15 protein-coding genes and 2 pseudogenes are annotated in these 16,040 nt (G+C 65.3%); 8 read left to right on the top strand and 9 right to left on the bottom strand.

Annotated elements, in window-relative coordinates:
• Positions 1–964: 964 nt before the first annotated feature.
• From ACLP9N_RS27385 to ACLP9N_RS27370, 4 genes and pseudogenes are all read right to left on the bottom strand, one after another.
• Positions 965–1,465: a zinc-binding dehydrogenase gene (locus ACLP9N_RS27385; RefSeq protein ID WP_442410312.1), complete on the bottom strand. Its 501-nt coding sequence runs from the start codon at positions 1,463–1,465 to the stop codon at positions 965–967.
• A complete protein-coding gene (locus ACLP9N_RS27380; protein WP_442410313.1) occupies positions 1,408–1,974 on the bottom strand; it encodes an alcohol dehydrogenase catalytic domain-containing protein in 567 nt (188 codons plus the stop codon). Before ACLP9N_RS27380 ends, ACLP9N_RS27385 begins: the two co-directional genes overlap by 58 nt.
• Positions 1,975–2,674: 700 nt before the next feature.
• Positions 2,675–3,103, bottom strand: coding sequence for a hypothetical protein (locus tag ACLP9N_RS27375; RefSeq protein WP_442410314.1), 429 nt, complete (start codon positions 3,101–3,103; stop codon positions 2,675–2,677).
• Positions 3,104–3,154: 51 nt separating this feature from the next.
• A pseudogene (locus ACLP9N_RS27370) lies at positions 3,155–4,212 on the bottom strand (PE family protein); the annotation flags it as partial.
• A 490-nt stretch (positions 4,213–4,702) separates the two neighbouring features.
• On the opposite strand from ACLP9N_RS27370, the gene ACLP9N_RS27365 reads away from it, so the two are divergent.
• Positions 4,703–5,701: a cutinase family protein gene (locus ACLP9N_RS27365; RefSeq protein ID WP_442410311.1), complete on the top strand. Its 999-nt coding sequence runs from the start codon at positions 4,703–4,705 to the stop codon at positions 5,699–5,701.
• Positions 5,702–5,910: 209 nt separating this feature from the next.
• On the opposite strand, the gene ACLP9N_RS27360 is transcribed toward ACLP9N_RS27365, so the two are convergent.
• From ACLP9N_RS27360 to ACLP9N_RS27350, 3 genes are all read right to left on the bottom strand, one after another.
• Positions 5,911–6,162: a hypothetical protein gene (locus tag ACLP9N_RS27360; RefSeq protein WP_442410310.1), complete on the bottom strand. Its 252-nt coding sequence runs from the start codon at positions 6,160–6,162 to the stop codon at positions 5,911–5,913.
• 455 nt (positions 6,163–6,617) lie between these two features.
• The gene (locus ACLP9N_RS27355) at positions 6,618–6,989 is read right to left on the bottom strand and encodes a DUF732 domain-containing protein (protein WP_442410309.1); all 372 of its coding nucleotides are present in this window, start codon (positions 6,987–6,989) and stop codon (positions 6,618–6,620) included.
• A 246-nt stretch (positions 6,990–7,235) separates the two neighbouring features.
• Positions 7,236–8,369 (bottom strand): BTAD domain-containing putative transcriptional regulator, encoded by a 1,134-nt coding sequence (locus ACLP9N_RS27350; protein ID WP_442410308.1) that lies wholly within the window; start codon positions 8,367–8,369, stop codon positions 7,236–7,238.
• Between the two features lie 227 nt (positions 8,370–8,596).
• On the opposite strand from ACLP9N_RS27350, the gene ACLP9N_RS27345 reads away from it, so the two are divergent.
• The 3 genes from ACLP9N_RS27345 to ACLP9N_RS27335 are packed head-to-tail and all read left to right on the top strand — an operon-like array spanning position 8,597 to position 9,509.
• Complete coding sequence (locus ACLP9N_RS27345; protein ID WP_442410307.1) at positions 8,597–8,962, top strand: hypothetical protein; 366 nt, start codon at positions 8,597–8,599, stop codon at positions 8,960–8,962.
• A 28-nt stretch (positions 8,963–8,990) separates the two neighbouring features.
• Complete coding sequence (locus ACLP9N_RS27340; RefSeq protein ID WP_442410306.1) at positions 8,991–9,161, top strand: hypothetical protein; 171 nt, start codon at positions 8,991–8,993, stop codon at positions 9,159–9,161.
• A 12-nt stretch (positions 9,162–9,173) separates the two neighbouring features.
• Entirely contained in the window at positions 9,174–9,509 is a 336-nt protein-coding gene (locus tag ACLP9N_RS27335; RefSeq protein WP_442410305.1) for a hypothetical protein, read from the top strand.
• A 19-nt stretch (positions 9,510–9,528) separates the two neighbouring features.
• Here ACLP9N_RS27335 and ACLP9N_RS27330 read toward each other — a convergent pair whose 3' ends face one another.
• Positions 9,529–10,998, bottom strand: coding sequence for a serine/threonine-protein kinase (locus ACLP9N_RS27330; protein ID WP_442410304.1), 1,470 nt, complete (start codon positions 10,996–10,998; stop codon positions 9,529–9,531).
• A 244-nt stretch (positions 10,999–11,242) separates the two neighbouring features.
• Here ACLP9N_RS27330 and ACLP9N_RS27325 point away from each other — a divergent pair, with 244 nt between their 5' ends.
• The 4 genes and pseudogenes from ACLP9N_RS27325 (at position 11,243) to ACLP9N_RS27310 (ending at position 15,507) form a co-directional block, all read left to right on the top strand.
• A complete protein-coding gene (locus tag ACLP9N_RS27325) occupies positions 11,243–12,418 on the top strand; it encodes a hypothetical protein (protein ID WP_442410303.1) in 1,176 nt (391 codons plus the stop codon).
• 710 nt (positions 12,419–13,128) lie between these two features.
• Positions 13,129–13,869, top strand: a pseudogene (locus ACLP9N_RS27320) (NHL repeat-containing protein); the annotation flags it as partial.
• A complete protein-coding gene (locus ACLP9N_RS27315; RefSeq protein WP_442410302.1) occupies positions 13,869–14,822 on the top strand; it encodes a hypothetical protein in 954 nt (317 codons plus the stop codon). The pseudogene ACLP9N_RS27320 and the gene ACLP9N_RS27315, both read left to right, overlap by 1 nt.
• A gap of 28 nt (positions 14,823–14,850) precedes the next feature.
• Positions 14,851–15,507: an esterase gene (locus ACLP9N_RS27310; protein WP_442410301.1), complete on the top strand. Its 657-nt coding sequence runs from the start codon at positions 14,851–14,853 to the stop codon at positions 15,505–15,507.
• A gap of 250 nt (positions 15,508–15,757) precedes the next feature.
• Here ACLP9N_RS27310 and ACLP9N_RS27305 read toward each other — a convergent pair.
• Positions 15,758–16,040: hypothetical protein (locus ACLP9N_RS27305; RefSeq protein WP_442410300.1), on the bottom strand; the 283-nt coding region annotated here is incomplete at its 5' end.

The following is a 16,040-nucleotide window of genomic DNA, read 5'->3' as shown; positions in this document are numbered from 1 at the left end:
CATCTTCGATGGAATGACCACCATCCACACCGGACCAGACACACCGACCCACGTGCTGCTGCCGATCATCCCCGCCGGTGCGTGAAACGGGTGGCGCAGGAGCGGTCTGTTAGGAAGAGGTGTGCCTGGGTTGTCGACTGGTTTCCGTCTGCTTATGCAGGTCATCGCGTGGAGTCGAGCAAGGCATTAAAGAATACATGCTGAGCTCGCCTTGGCACCGATTTGATCTGATCGCCGCTACCGGTTACCACCGCCCACACGAGGCTGAACCCCCGGCCGCAACTACTGGACCCCAACGCGACAAATCGAAATCCGGTCTGGCATTCAGTAGCCCACCAGCAGTCACACGACGCGCCAATCCACAGGTTTTGACAATTCCTCGAAATCTCCAAGTAGCCACCACAGGATCGACGAGGAATCGCCGGGGCGTCCTTTTTCGTGGCCACGGCGTCCATCTGAGCCGGCGTTTGGTGATGGCGGGTTTCTGGCGTTGCCGGTAGCTTTCGTTTCAGACGAAGCGTTCGTAGGCGGTGACTTTGCCGGCTTCGCGGTCGGCGGTCGTTGAGCTGGTTGCGTCCTCTGTGGCCACCTCTTCCTATGGCAGCGCTATCACACCAAGAGCTTGGATTGATCCATTACAAGTCATGCCGGTCAGTACCACATTGCTTTCGCGTAAACCCTTGTGCTGGAGAGGAATGCGGCATCAGCAGGCAGTGACGGCGAAGCCTACGACAGCACTTTGGCCGACACCTCGATCGGACTACGAATACACAAGGATGGAATGGGTCGACTGGTTTGGCCGTCGCCTGGGCAGCCTGCTCGACTACGTCCCGTCCGAAGAATACGCGGCCGCCTAGTACGCTCACACCCATGCGTCCCAACCGGCCCGGCGCCCGCCTTGGCCGCCGCCGCCCCCGCCCGTGAGCCGGGCCGCGCTTACTCGTCGACGGGCAGCGTCTGCCTCCTACCGTTCGAATACCAGCAGCGGTTTGCCGCCGTGTGCGGGGGCTTCGGCCAAATAGACTGCTTCGCTGAACTTTTCGACGGGGATCGGCTGGCCCTCGGGCACGCGCAGCGCGCCCCTGTCGGCGAGCTGAAGTGTCCGGTCGATCGCTGCGGCCATCCGATCCTTCGGGGTCTCGGTGAACCAGCGGAACAGCCAGAACCCCCGAACGGTCTTGGTTTCGTAGATCAGTGAGCGCGCGAAGATGGGGATGGTGAGTTTGTCGGGATCGGTTTGGCGGTGCGTGGACAGCGCACCGTAGACGACCAGCTCACCGTGCGGCGCCAGCGCACGCGACACGTCCGCACCTACCTGACCGCTGACACAGTCGATGGCCTTGGACACGCCGTCGTGGCCTGTTATGTCGGCAACCCGTTCGCGCAGGTCCTCATCCTCCGTGCAGATCACCGCGGTGGCTCCCAGCGCGAGGATGTCCTCGACAGCGGATCGACGGCGGACCACGTTGAGGGTCTTGAAGCCGACGTGCGCTCCGAGTTGGATGACCGACTGGCCCACGGTTGAACCGGCCGCGGTCTGCAGGAGCCATCACCCGGTCGAACATCGAGCTCATCACCGGTCAAGATCACGGCGGTGAGCGGATTGCTGAGAAGCTGAGCGGCCGTGGAACTGCTCATACCGGCAGGAACAGGCAAGACCCGCGCGGCATCGGCAACGACATACTCCTGCCACGTGCCCTTGACTCCGATCGTGATGACGCGTTGCCCGACGGTCAGACCGTCTGCGCCGCTACCGAGTTCGTCGATCACACCGACGGATTCGATTCCGGGTACGGTGGGGAACTCCGGGGTGAATCCGTATCTGCCGCGGACGGTATGCAGATCGCTGGCATGGACGGGTACAGCTGTCACCCGGATCCGGACCTGACCGGGACCGGGCTCCGGAATCGGGCGGGTCTGCAGGTGCAGAACCTCGGACGGTTCGCCCATCGTATCGGCGACAACAGACCGCATGGTTGTCACTTCCCGGCGCTCCTTCCGTCGGATCCAGATCTCACACGGTTCGGTGTGCATAGCGTCGGCCCCGCCCTTTGACGGCGAAGATTCCAATCAGCGCGGCCCAATTCCAGCCCTACTAGCTCTAACTAATGCTGCCACCGCGGCGGGGTTGTGAAGGTCTAAACCCTCGGCGCGGATCGCCTCCCGCTGTATGTCATCCATGACGGGCCAGACGCGGCGGTCGGCGCTGATCGCGCCCACCGGCCGTTAAACACGGTAAATCGGGCCCCCCAGCGCGCCGCCTGTCGGCCAATATCGCCTCTGGCCAGCGTATCTAAGTGGGGCGGGCGGGGCTTGAACCCGCGACCAACGGATTCTCGGACGGTCAGTCCAAACGCGTCCGGTTGCGTCATGTCATGCTTTGTCATGCAACAGATTTCGCACTCTCGACACCCTGCTAGATCCGGTTGATTCCCGGTGTTTCGCGGTCATTATCGGTGAATAAACGATGGGCAAGCGGCAGTCCTGTCCGCGACCCACAACGCAGCCAAATTGATGTCGCCGTCAGCCATATGATTTCCTCCGCCGCAGTCGTTTTAGCCCGATTACTAGGCGGAGCCGCCCCGGGGGTGATCCGGTCACCCGGGGCCCTTCGGCGGCCGGGCGCGCCAGCGCAGTTCGTTTGACCTGTCGGCGCATCGTCTGGGTGCCTGAGTTAGCCGGGCCCCCCGGCGCCCCCGGCGCCGCCGGCGCCGCCGGTGGCTCCGATGTGCGCGGTGCCGGGGCTACCCGCGCTGCCGGGGGTGCCGCTCGGATCGCCGGTACCACCTTGGCCGCCGGTACCGCCGTCGCCGCCGGTGCCGCTTGGCCCGCCGCTGCCGCCTTGGCCGCCTTGGCCGCCGGTGCCGCCGTCGCTGTGGTTGCCGAAACCGCCTTGGCCGCCGTCGCCGCCGTTGCCGCCCGTGGTGCCGTCGATGCCGGCGCTGCCACCGGTGCCGCCGATGCCACCGGTGCCGGCGGAGGCGCCGTAGATGCTGGCGGTGCCGCCTAGGCCGCCGTTGCCGCCGTTGCCGCCGGCGCCGGTGCTGTCGCCCGTGCCGCCTTGGCCGCCTTGGCCGCCGGTGCCGCTGTGGCCGGCGCCCAAGCCCAAGTCGGTGCCGCCCTGGCCGCCGTTGCCGCCGTTGCCGGCCGCGCCGCCGTTGGCGGCTCCGCCTTGGCCGCCTTGGCCGCCTTGGCCGCCGTTGAAGCCCAAGCCACTGTCGCTGAGGCCGCCTTCGCCGCCGTTGCCGCCGTTGCCGCCGGCGCCGCCGTCGCCGCCGTAGCCGCCACCACCGCCGGAAAACCCGGGGCCACAGGTGTCACCGTCGTAACCGTCTGCACCGGCGCCGCCGTGACCTCCGACCCCGCCGGCCCCGCCGTGCCCGCCGGTGCCGAACAGCCCGCCGACCCCGCCATTGCCACCAGTGCCGCCCATCCCGCCCTCGCCGCCGGCGACGCCTGCAGCCGAGCCGTTAGTGCCGGCCGCGCCGGCCCCGCCGGTGCCGCCAGCGCCTCCGGTACCGAACAGCCCCTGGCATTGCCGCCGGTGCCGCCTGTGCCGCCCGGGACGCTGCCGTAGCCGGCCCCGCCTTGCCCGCCGACCCCGCCGCTGCCGAACCACTGCCCGCCAGTGCCGCCATGACCGCCGGCGGCAGCGGACCCGAAGCCGTCGTTGGCCCCGCCGGCCCCGCCGGCCCCGCCCTTGCCGATCAGCCCGGCGGCCCCGCCGGCCCCGCCAGCCCCTGGGGCTGTTGAGACCGTTCCGGGCGTGCCGGACCCCCCGTTGCCGCCGTTGCCTATCAAGATCCCGCCAGGGCCGCCGTTCTGGCCGGTGCCCGCTGCCCCGTTGGTGCCGTTGCCAATCAGCGGGCGGCCCATTAGCAGTTCGGTGGGCGCGTTGACCACCCCCAGCACGGCCTGCATCGGGTTAGCCTTGGCCGCCTCCGCGGCCGCGTACGAGCCCCCCGCCCCCGTCAAGGCCTGCGCGAACTGAGAATGAAACACCGCCGCCTGCGCACTCAGCGCGTGAAATTCCTGGGCGTGGCGAGAAAACAACGACGCGATCGCCGCCGACACCTCATCACCAGCAACAGCCGCCACCGCAGTCGTCGGGGCCGCGGCCGCCATATTGGCCGCACTCAGCAACGAGCCGATGTGCTCCAAATCCGTTGCCGCCGAAGCCAGCATCTCCGGTACCGCCACCACATACGACATCGCTGTCCTCCAACCCGCTCATCATCGGAACATCGGCGAACACGCCCGTCGTTCTGGCCGCCACTGCGCATGCCGTGGTGATCGGCGAACGGATACTCGCCAAACCCGAAGCCGCCGCCTGGTGGGCATCATCTCGCCTCGTCGTCGGGAGCCGCTGTATCGGACCTATGAATTACGTTTGCTTGCCGCGGCCGTCGTCCGTTGATCGCCAGTTATTATGTGCCAGCCCCAGCCCCGGCTTATGGAAAATATCCCTTTTGTTGTCCGACATTTTGCTTGCTGGCCGAGGGCAACCCGGCACCAACGGCCACAAGAATTCGGACGGCGTGGCGGTCTCGGCTATGCGGGCGTCTACCCCAGCTTCGTGCGCCACGCCGAAGCTGCCGCGGCCCGCGAGTCGGACAAATCGATCGAGTTATATCGTGCTGATCGTCGACCGCGTAATCTGGGAAGGGCCCGGTCACGGCGTAGGCCCGTCGTGGTGATTCCCATGAACGCGCTGGTCAACGGCCAGCTCAACGATCTCGAGAAATTCCTCGTAAGGCCAATCGCAAGGCCACCTTTGAGCGCTGGTTCACATTTCAGAACAAGTGAAAGGTGCATGATGCCACACATAGTGATGACAGTATCGGGATCCAGTGTCGACATGTGGAACACCGCGTCACCGCAACCCGCTGGCGTAGCTGCCGCACTGGCGACGGCGTCTCCAGATCTGTTCTACTGGCAGCCTGTCGGTAACTATCCGGCCAGCGTGTTTCCTATGGGTCCAAGCGTGGACGATGGTGTCGCCGAGCTGAATAGGCTTTGCACACAAATCAATCCGCCAGATGGTGCGCCGTCATATCCGGAAAATTCCATTATCCTGCTTGGGTATTCACAGGGCGCTATCGTCGTTTGCCAATTCTTGCACACCATAGCATGGCTAAATCCTCAGATCGCGAATCGTATTGTCGCGGTGGGCGTTTGGGGGAATCCTCTCAGACTACCAGGGTTCGCTTCAGGCAACCAGTTCGCTCGATGGCCGATGCCAGCCAACGTAGACGGCGTTGTCACGGGCGGCATTTCAGGTCCGGCCTGCATGACCCCGGCAGACGTTGCACCACACCTACTCACGCCGGTCACCCATTTCTGGGGAGATTTCGTCAACACAATAGGAGTCGGTAACGATATCTACGCGGATGCGCCTGTCGGCCCCAACCCGTGGACAGCCGAGGCGGGCCCGGGCGTAATCGAGACACAAATCTACAACATCGTCCAAAATGCAACTAGTCCAAACATTTTCGCAATCCTCCGTGACGCAGTGAAGCTCGTGTCCCCGACCACATCGGTTGACGAAATCATTTCCATAACAGAAGCAATCGTCAACGGCGGGATGTTCTTGGCGGCCGGTCCCAATGCAGCTCACTACACCTACGACACGACACCGATATATAACTTCATAGCCTTGGCAGGCCAAGAGACACTACCGTTTGTCACCAACCAGGTTTGACGAGGCACGGGATTAGAAGCACCCATGAAACGGTCAGGTGAAACCTGCCAAATCGACTGTGGGACAGCAAATCTGCTTCTACGGATCGGTCCGAAGGTTAAATAGCTTCGGGACGCGCAGTTCAGCGGATGGCTCCGCCCAGATCTGCAGGGTGCCCGTGCAGCGCTGCTCGAGGAAGACGAACTTCCAGTTGTCGAACCGCAGCGCGGTCAGGTCGCCGTCGTCAGAGACATAGAAGAAGTGCGTGGGCGGGGCTCGTCGGTTTCGCCGGTGATGTACGCCAACTGGTCGTGCCCGTCGAGGTGCACCTTGTAGGTCGTGCCGTTCAGGTCTGTACCCGCGCGCAGCCGCTCGGCGATGTCGGGCACGCCTGCCGTCGATAACAGCGTGACGAACCAGTCGGCGTGGCTGACAATGCCGGTCAACACCGAGCCGGCCGGGATGCGTCCCGGCCAGCGCACCAGCGCCGGGACGCGGTAGGCACCGAAGCACTGTCAAGCATCAACCGAGGTAATACACGCTCTGAGGTGGGGCTCTGAGGTGGGGCGGGCGGGGCTCGAACCCGCGACCAACGGATTATGAGTCCCTAGCCAACGCCTCGACGACCAGGCGAAACGGTTAGCTGAAACGGCTCAAATCGCCTGCAAGACAACAAATCTGTGCGTTGCCGGTATGCCCTCGGTACGGCTCGGGTACACGTACGAATCGCCCCCGGTCGCCGGGTTGACGCCGGGGTAGAGTACTCCGCGCCATGTAACTAGCGGGTCGCGCGACGCGCGTAACGCAACACGCCGAAGAGCGTCCGGCGTGAGCCACGCGCATCAACGATCAGTCGACATAACTGTCATCGTCAGCCGAAACACCGTCAAAGCATCAGCCCAGATGGGCGATGGGACTCCCCTCCGGGTGAGGCCCGTCAGTGGTTCGGGCCGACCACCGTCGCGCCGTTGGCCATCTGGTGGACGTATTGCCTGCAGTAGGACTGCGCCGAGTCGACCGTGATGAGCAAAGCGCTCTGCGGGTCGATGCCGGGGTTATGGGTGACCAGCTGCTGGCTGATCTGGCTGGGCTCCATTCCCTGGCCGAGGGCGTCGCAGACGTGGTGGGCGACGTTGATCGCCGACTGGGGGTTGCCGAAGCTGATGCCTTGCTGGTGCAGGGCGGCCAAAAACTGGTCGTCCGCCGTGCCGGCGTTGGCGGTGCCGGCGGCGAGCAGGGCGGCTAGGCCGAGCATGGCGGCGGCAATGGCAGTGCCGACAACGGGCTTGGAGAACTGAGAGGTGAACATGTCGATGGACTCCCATGTGGTGGGTTGACCGTACGGGAGATCAGAATTCGTGTAGAGGGTTGCCTGGTTCTGACAAAACCCTTGTCAAACTCTTGCGACCATCGCCGGCCGCACGGTTCCCCTACCTCCCGGGCACCGGGCTACATGCCGCCAGATCAGCCCGGGCGTGATCCGCCGGTGGCAAAGCAATACCTCCTCACCGGCGGTGATCGTGTATTTGCAAACTCAACAGCTGGGAGGCCATCCTCAGCTCGCACCGATTTCGAAGGTGAATTCATGGCCGCAGATGCGAATTCGGTCACCATCGGCCAGCGTCGCGCTGGTGCGAATCCGCTGGTCCGCAACATCGACTCCGTTGGCTGACTGGAGATCGGTGATGACAAAGCTGTTCCCGGTGTTGACGATTACCGCGTGGTAGCGGCTAACAGTGTCATCGTCGAGGACGATGTCATTGTCGGAGAGGCGCCCGATCCTGGTGGCTGCTCCTCGCAGCGGATAACGACTTCCGGCAGCGTCGCGAAGCTGTGCGACGGCGGACTCCTGGGCGACTTTGGTATGCCGCCGGAGGGTCGCGGCAGCACGTTTAGCTGTGGCGCGGGCCGCGTTTTTGACGTCCAGCGGCTCTTGGCGAAGGATCCGCTGGTGAAGCCCCCGCAATGTAGGACCGGGGTCGATGCCCAGACCGTCGGCGAGCAAAGTCTTCAGCCGGCCGTACGTATCGAGTGCATCGTATTGGCGTTCCGCCAGGTAGTAGGCGGTTATCAGCTGTGCCCACAGCGGTTCCCGGTAGGGGTGCTCGGCCACAAGCGCTTCGAGCTCACCGATTATGGAATGAGTTCGTCCGCAAGCTATCTCGGCTTCTGCCCGCACGGTTATTGCCACTAGCTTGTCCTCCGCCAGCGCGGCGGCGAAGGCGTCCACGAATGGGAAGTCGCGCAAATCCTCGAGCACCGGGCCGCGCCACTCGGCCAGCGCCGCCGACAGGTGGCCGCTGGCCTGTTCGAACCGGCCGGCGGCAGCGGCCTCAATTCCCGCTCTTTGTTCGATGGCGAAGCGGCCGAGGTCGCAAGCCTCGTCGGGCACGTTGAGCCGATACCCCGGCTGGGCGCTGACGAGAACGGCGGCGGGATCTACGCCAGCGCTGCTCACCAGCCCGCGGAGCCTAGATATGTGCGCATGCAGGCTCCCTCGAGCCTCCGGCGGTGGCCTCTGCTGCCACGCCGCGTCGATCAACGAGTCAATCGGAACGGTGCGATTTCGATTAATTAACAGCGTAGCCAGCACCGCCCGCTGCTTTGCCGCGCCCAATGGCAGGTCAGTGTCGTTGGCGCTCATCTGCAACGGTCCCAACACCCCAAACCGTACAGCGCTGTGGGCCATCGCGGTAGCAATCCCTTCAGCTCAGCTAGTGCTTGAAGACCTATTGTGGAACGTCGGCCCAGGTTTGCGTTGTTTAACGGATATCCAGTTTCCAATCGCGACCGAGCCCGACCATCCGGGCGTACACCGGACCCCTCGTTGACAGCCACCGGCCGGTGCTCGATCGTCAAGCACGTGACGCCGCAGCGCTACCCGACCTCGCAGGCCGCGTAAGCACCGAGACAGCCATGCATAACGGACACCCGGACGACATCACGCCGGGTTCGCAGTCACGTCGCGCCGGCCCGCCCGCGCGCCGTCGTCGGTCCGCCCGAAGCCGGAATGTGTGGCTGATCGCCAGCGCCGCACTGCTTACGACGATGGCGCTGGCGGCAGGCGTGATCATCGGATACCACCTGGGCAGCCGCACGACGGCGCGACCCTCGGCCGCGCTGACCGCCGACTTCGCCCGATTGGAAACGAAGCTGCAGGCGGTGGTGGGCATCGCGGTCAGCCCCGTCGGCAATGGGCAAGCGCCAATCATGTTGGGAGATTGGCAAAGTGGACCCGCCTGGTCAACGATCAAGGTTCCGTTGATCATCGCGGCTGCGTGAAGAGAACCCGCCCACGATAACCGACGCGATGACCGCTGCCATCACCGAATCCGACAATGCGGCAGCCGAATCGATCTGGGCGAGTCTGGGAGACCCGGTCATCGCCGCGCGCAAGGTTGAAGCCGTCCTGAGGCAAACGGGCGACTTCACGACCGTCCAGTCGCAAAAAGTGCTTCCGGAATTCTCTGCGTTCGGTTAAACGGACTGGTCGTTGACCGACCAAGTGCGGTTCACTTCAGTTGCGTTCTGCGACAACGCAAACGCGCCGATCTTCGCACTAATGGGCCGGGTCGTACCGGATCAGAAGTGGGGCATCGGCACCGTACCCGACGCCCAGTTCAAAGGCGGCTGGGGCCCATTACCACCGGGCGGCTATCTGGTCCGACAGCTGGGCGTGCTGCCCGCCCCAAACGGGAGGATCGCCGTCGCGCTGGCCGCACAGCCGGCCTCGGGAACGTTCGATGACGGCACCGCCGCCCTCAACGAGATGGCCACGTGGCTGGCGGCCCACTTAGCGGCACTGCCGGCCGGCCGATGCGGTCCCTGATCGCGGGAGTCCCGCGCACTCACCACAGGTAGACGCGCGCGCTGCTGCCACCGATGCAGGTGATCCAGCCGTCTCCCGGGTACTGTTGGCAGCGCATGAGGAAGTTCGAACCGTTGCAGAGTGCCCCAGGCACGGCCTTGCAGTCAACGGCCCCCGACGCCGAGACCGCCCGCGGTAGCGGACTGGCGTTGCCGTATTCAGCCCAATACGACGTCAGCACGCTGTTGGCGAAAAGACATGACGTTTCGGGAGTCCCCCGTCCGGCGCGGGTGCCGTAGCCCGTGGCGGTCGGCAAAGTGAAGCCCTGGTCGCAGGACTGATGCAGGCTGCTCAGGTCGGGTCCCGTCACCAGTGGCGGCGGCGCGGCGCGCGCGGCCGGGGTCTGCTGCTGCCCGGTCCGCCCGTGGACCAGTAGGCCGATGACGACACCGATGCCCCCGAGAATCAGAGCCGCCACCGCAATCACGGTCGGCAGCACCCACCTGCGCCTGCGTTTACTCGACTCGCGGTCACGAGGCTCCGCTGCGGTGACGCGGTCCGGTTCGCCGCCAGGGGCCGGGCCCACATACGTTGACGGCGTACCCATCGCGAACGGTCGAGTGCCGTCCACGTCGGCCGATGACGCGACCGGTGACGTCGAGACCTCGCGGAGATTGTGTCCGCCGATTGCCAAGGCGCGCTGTGCCGCGCGGCCGAGGCCGCCCGCCGTTCCATACCGGTCGTCGGGGTGCTTGGCCATGCCGCGGGCGACGACGTCGTCGAGCGCGGCGGGAACGCGCGGATTCGCCGCGCTCGGTCGCGGGGGCGGCACGGCGATGTGCGCCGCCACCAGTTGCTCAAGATTGTCACCGGCGAACGGCGGGTCTCCGGTCAGCGACTCGTACAACACGCACGCCAACGAGTAGACGTCGACGGCGGAAGTGGTCACCTCTCCGCTGAACCGTTCGGGCGCCATGTAATTCAAGGTGCCGATCTGGGTCCCGGCCGTCGTAAGCCGGGGGTCACCCTTGGCCTCGGCGATTCCGAAGTCGACCAGATACACAAAGTCGGCAGGGGTCACGATGATGTTCTGCGGCTTGACGTCGCGATGGATCAATCCCTCGGCGTGTGCCGCATCCAGTGCGGCGGCGACCTGACCGATGATGGCCACCGCACGCGCGGGCTCCAGCGGGCCCTCCGCGATCAGGTCGAGAAGCGTCTCCCCCTGCACCAGCCGCATGTCGATGTACAGACTGCCGTCGATCTCACCCCAGTCGTGGATCGGAATGACGTGTGGTTCCTGCAGAACCGCCGCCGCCTGCGACTCTCGCTGGAATCGTGTCCGAAACGTGGCGCTGTCGGAATACTCTTCGGCGAGTATCTTCAGCGCGACAGTTCGTCCTTTGCCGGTGTCATAGGCTTCGTACACCGCCCCGCCCCCGCCCTTGCCGAGCAGTCGCGTGATCTTGTACTTGCCGAACGTCGTACCGACGCGTGAGTTCGCCGCCACCGACGCAGTATCTCGCTGACGAGCGAACCATGCACCTATTTGCCATGGAAGCCACCCCGAGCGCGTCGGCAACCCGCCACAAGAATCGCGCAAGAAACGCGCAAGGTGTTTGCCGCAGCCTCTACGGAACACGCCTCACGGCACCGAAACCCAGGCATGATTCCCAAAGGACACCGACATGACCATGACGCACACTGGCCCTCGCACCCCTCGTCGGCGCACTCCGCTCGGACGGTGGATGAAGATGACGACGCTCGCGTTGACGGCAACGGCGACGGTCGCCGCGATGATCGCCGGCCCGCCCATCGCATCCGCAGAGCCCGACAATTCTCCGACAATGGCCGCCCACGGCGTCGAGGCCGCACTCGCTGCCGTCCCCTGGTCGCAGGTCGGTCCGGGCTGGATGCTCGCCATGTGGAGCCCGGCTCCCGGCTTGCGCCCCGGCGAGTCACGGCCTCCTGGCTCGCCGACGTACCAGACGGCCGCCACGACGCTGTACCTGGTCAACCCCGCGGGTGGTCGCTATGCGATCACCACCTTCCCGCCGCCGGGCGACGGTTCAAGCCCGTCGTTGGTCGACTGGTCGGGCGATGGGACCCGCGCCCTGTTCACTACGTCTGAGAACGGCAACACGGTCCTCACCCAGGTCGACCTGCGCAATGGCTCGAAGACCACGTTCACCGTGAAAGGCACCAGCCCCACACCGCGGTATACACGCCCCGACGGCAAGGCGGTGCTGCTGGAGACGCCGAAGGGCCTGGGGTCTGGGTCGCTCGAACGAGTCGACCTGGCCGGCAACCACCAGCTGACGTACCCGGTGGGGCCGGACTTTCAAGGCTATCTCTCCACGCCGGACGGCACGCGACTCGTGCTGGGGACGGGCACCGGTCTCGCCCTCATGGGCAACGACGCGGTGGCCGGCAAGGCGCTGCCGATCGCCGGCCAGACCGAGTGCGCACCGATGCGGTGGTGGGACACGGGCTCGACGATCGCCCTCGCCCGGTGCGGTAGCTCCACCAAGTCACAGCTGTGGCTCGTGCCGATCGACGGCGGAACACCGACCGCTCTCACCGCGCCGAACGACGGGCACAAGGGCCCCGATTACGGCGACTTGAACGCATGGCAGCTCCCGGCGGGGACGTACCTGCAGGCAGCAGGGGCGTGTGGCGTCATCTACCTCGCCAAGCTCAACGCCGACGGCACCACGTCACCGGTCTCGGTGCCGGAGGTGAAAAGCGGCAGCGTCGTCGTGGTCGGCGTAAACGGTGGCGATCTCGACCTCCAAGCGCGGGCCGGGTGCGGGGGCGGCCAGTCACTGATCGACTACAACCCGGCGGCCGGCACCTCAACCGTGCTGCTCGGTCCGCCGGTCAACGGCGGCGGCGTCATCAGCGCAATGCCCTACCCGGGCCAGACGTAGTAAAGGAAACCACCATGACCAAAACCGCACACCACCAACAACTTACGAAGCGCGCTTTGATTGCGGCGGCGGCCCTCCTAGCGGTCGCCGCATGCTCGACCAGCACGCCCGGCAAGCCGGCACCCAGCTCGAATGCCCCGGCGGGCGCCCACGGCGGCCGGTGCGAGGTCAACCCGTCGTCCGCGCCGGTGCCGACGGCCGAAGAGTTTGAGCCGGTGCCGGAGGTCGGCAGGATCTCCGTTGCGCTGAGCGGCATCACGTCGGGCGAGGTCCAGCCGGGCGACCCGCCGACCGAAGTCGATGTGGCGGTTTGCAACAACTCTGCGGTCGACTACCCGCAGATGGGCGTCGTGCTGGTGCTGCAGCACTGCAGTTGCGCGACCTATCCGAACGGGATCCCGCTGGGCACCGTCGAGCGCTTCGACCAGGCCAGCGGGGGCTGGGTCAAGGTCGATCATCCGGCCGAGGGCTCGGGCATGGATTACCTCGGCACATACTCGAACGTCCAGGAGCTGCCGAAGGGCAAGTCCGTGACGCTGCGATACCGGGTTGCGCTCGACGCTTCGATGACCGCGGGTAAGGGTGGTGTGGAAGCGATTGTGGTTACGCCGGATCCCCTTGTTCAGATCGGCAAGGCGGACCTGCCCTTCACCGTCCTGAAGGGGCCCAATGATCGATCGAATGGGCCGACGCCGCCGCCGGCGCAACAAACTCTGTTGCCTTTCACGGGTCTCACCTACCCGCGCGACATGGCGGTGGACGCGACCGGCGACGTCTACGTCACCGATTCTTGGAGCAACCGGGTGCTGAAGTTGGCGGCCGGGTCGAATCAGCAGACCGTGCTGCCGTTCACCGGCCTCAACAAGCCCGGTGGTGTCGCGGTGGACGGCGCCGGTGATGTGTTCGTCGCTGATGGCGCCAACAACCGGGTGCTGAAATTGGCGGCCGGGTCTAAAGAGCAAGCGGCGCTGCCGTTTACGGGCCTGGACAATCCCCAGCATGTTGCGGTGGACACCGGCGGCAATGTCTACGTCACCGACGGCAAGGTGCGGGTCGTCAAGCTGGTCGCTGGATCCAACGAGCAGACCGTGCTGCCGTTCACGGGCCTCAAGTGGCCCGGTGGTCTGGCAGTGGACGGCGCGGGCAACGTCTTCGTGTCGGACGCCCACAACCACCGGATGCTCGAGCTGCCGGCAGGCTCTCGCGACCAGACCGTGCGGTCCTTGGGCGGCCTGGACGGCCCCTTTGTGGTGAACTCCGCCGGTGATTTGTACTTCACCGACGCCGGCAACAAGAACGTGCTGAAGCTGCCAGCCGGGTCGAACAACTCGACCGCGCTGCCGTTCAAGGGTCTCAACGGACCTAGGGCTGTGGCGGTGGATGGTGCCGGCAATGTGTACGCCCTCGACAACAGCGGCTTCGGCGAGGTCGTGAAGTTGGTGTTGGGCTGATGCGTCACCTCATCGCAGCGCTGGTTCTGTTATTGGTCGCGGCCTTCGGCGTCAGCGGATGCAGCGGAACATCGCAGTCCCCGCGTGCGACGGCACCGACGACGGCGTCGGCCTCTCGACAAACCGTGCTGCCGTTCACGGGCCTCGAAACCCCCGGCGATCTGGCAGTGGACGCGGCCGGCAACGTGTACGTAACGGACACGCATCGGGTCAAAGTCGACAACGGGTTCCCCAACGTGACCACCCGGGTGATCAAGCTGCCGGCAGGGTCGAACGCCCAAACCGTGTTGCCGCAGTTCGTTCATGCACAACTGACGACGGACCCCGCAGGCGCCGTGTGGGTGATCGACACCGGAAACGAGAAACTGGTGAAGCTGGCCGCCGGATCGGACACCCAGACCGTGCTGCCGTTGCCACAGCCCAACCCCAGCTTGCGTGGTGGGGTATTGGCAATCGATGCCGCCGGCAACGCCTACGGCCTCTACGGTGGTGGCGTGTTCCCAGACGGGGGATGCTGTGTGCCTATCCAGGTGCTGAAGTCGGAGGTGGGGTCGCGTGCGCCGACACTGTTACCGTTCACCAACATCTTGTTCGCCGACGAAGTGGCGGTAGACGCCGCCGGCAACGTGTACGTGGGCGACCGCAATCGGGTGCTGAAGTTAGCGCCGGGGGCGGACACCCAAACGGTGCTGCCGCTCAAGCTCAACACGGCGATGTCCGGCCCAGGCCCCCACAGCGTCCTCACCGGTATGGCGGTGGACTCGGCCGGCAACGTGTATGTGGTCGATGCCGACCAGAAGCAGGTGCTGAAGTTGCCGGCCGGGGCGGATGCGCCGATCGTGCTGCCGTTCAGCGGCCTCAAGGAACCGGTAAAGGTGGCGGTGGACGCCGCGGGCAACGTCTACGTCACCGACATCGACAGCCACCAGGTGCTGAAACTTGCGGCGGCCTAACGTGATTCGAACCGCGTTGATCGCACTCATGAGCGTAACGGTCGTCGCCGGCACGGCAGGGTGCGGCACGCGGAGTATCGCGCACCAGACCTCATCGACGGCAACATCTGCGGCGGCGACCACATCACCTGCGCCGCCTTCGGTTGCGGCACAGGGGCAGTCGGCGTGTACCGACCTCAACGGAACGGTCCGCCCCGACCAGACCTGCCACGTCCATGCCGCCACCTCCACCTACCAGATCGACATGACCTTTCCACTCGACTACCCGGATATGCAGGCGGTGAACGACTTCCTGAAGAAGGACCGCGATTCGTTCCTCGACTGGGTCACCAAGATCGGGCCGTCGGAAAATCGCGGTCGGCCGTATCTGTACGACCTCACTGCCGAGACTTACCGTTCGGGAACGGGTGACTCGGGCACCCAAAGCCTGGTGCTCGAAATCGACAACGACACCGGGCTGGCCCATGAAGGCCACCCGGACACCACGTTCCGGGCGTTCAACTTCGACCTCGGCAAGCGCGCCCCGATCAGGTTCGACACGCTGTTCAAGCCTGGGACAAAACCGCTGGAGGTGCTCAACCCGATCGTCCAGCGCGAATTGGATGCGCCGACTGCCGATCTCGATGAGACGAAGTACCAAAACTTCGCGATAACCGACGACGCCGTGATCTTCTTCTTCGGCTAAAACCAAGTGGTGCAGGACAACAACGGGCCGCACGAGGTCACAGTGCCCCGCACCGAACTCGCATCGCTACTGGCGTAATTCAACAATCCGCCACGGCATCTCAGGTGCGGAATTGGCTTAAACCACAAGCACATTCGAGGCCCGTCCGAGACGTTGCCGGTGCGCCTACGGCACGCCCTCGGTACGGCTGGAAATCGAAACGCCCCCGGGACGCCGCGTTCACGCCGCGACGAGATGGTTGCGGAGTTTGTTAGCTACGAAACGGTGGCGCGGCTACGCAAATTTGTCGGACCGCGATGCGACGATCGACAGGTGAACCCGGTGAACGCATCAGGGTGATTAAGGAGTCAGCGCGCTCGCGCGCCATCCCGAGCGGGATATCCAACTGATCCTGAACCAGCACGGCGGGGGTGGATAGCTCCGGCGCCTGCTTCGCGGAGATGCCGGCCCGGTCGAGCGCATCGCGGATTGCAGCAAGTTTCACCGCTTCTGACTCTGCGCCGGTGGCGATGCCCAGAAGTTCGCGCACCATG

It is taken from the genome of Mycobacterium sp., assembly GCF_052144515.1.
Classification (GTDB): domain Bacteria; phylum Actinomycetota; class Actinomycetes; order Mycobacteriales; family Mycobacteriaceae; genus Mycobacterium.
This window is presented reverse-complemented; position numbering and strand designations above follow the sequence as displayed.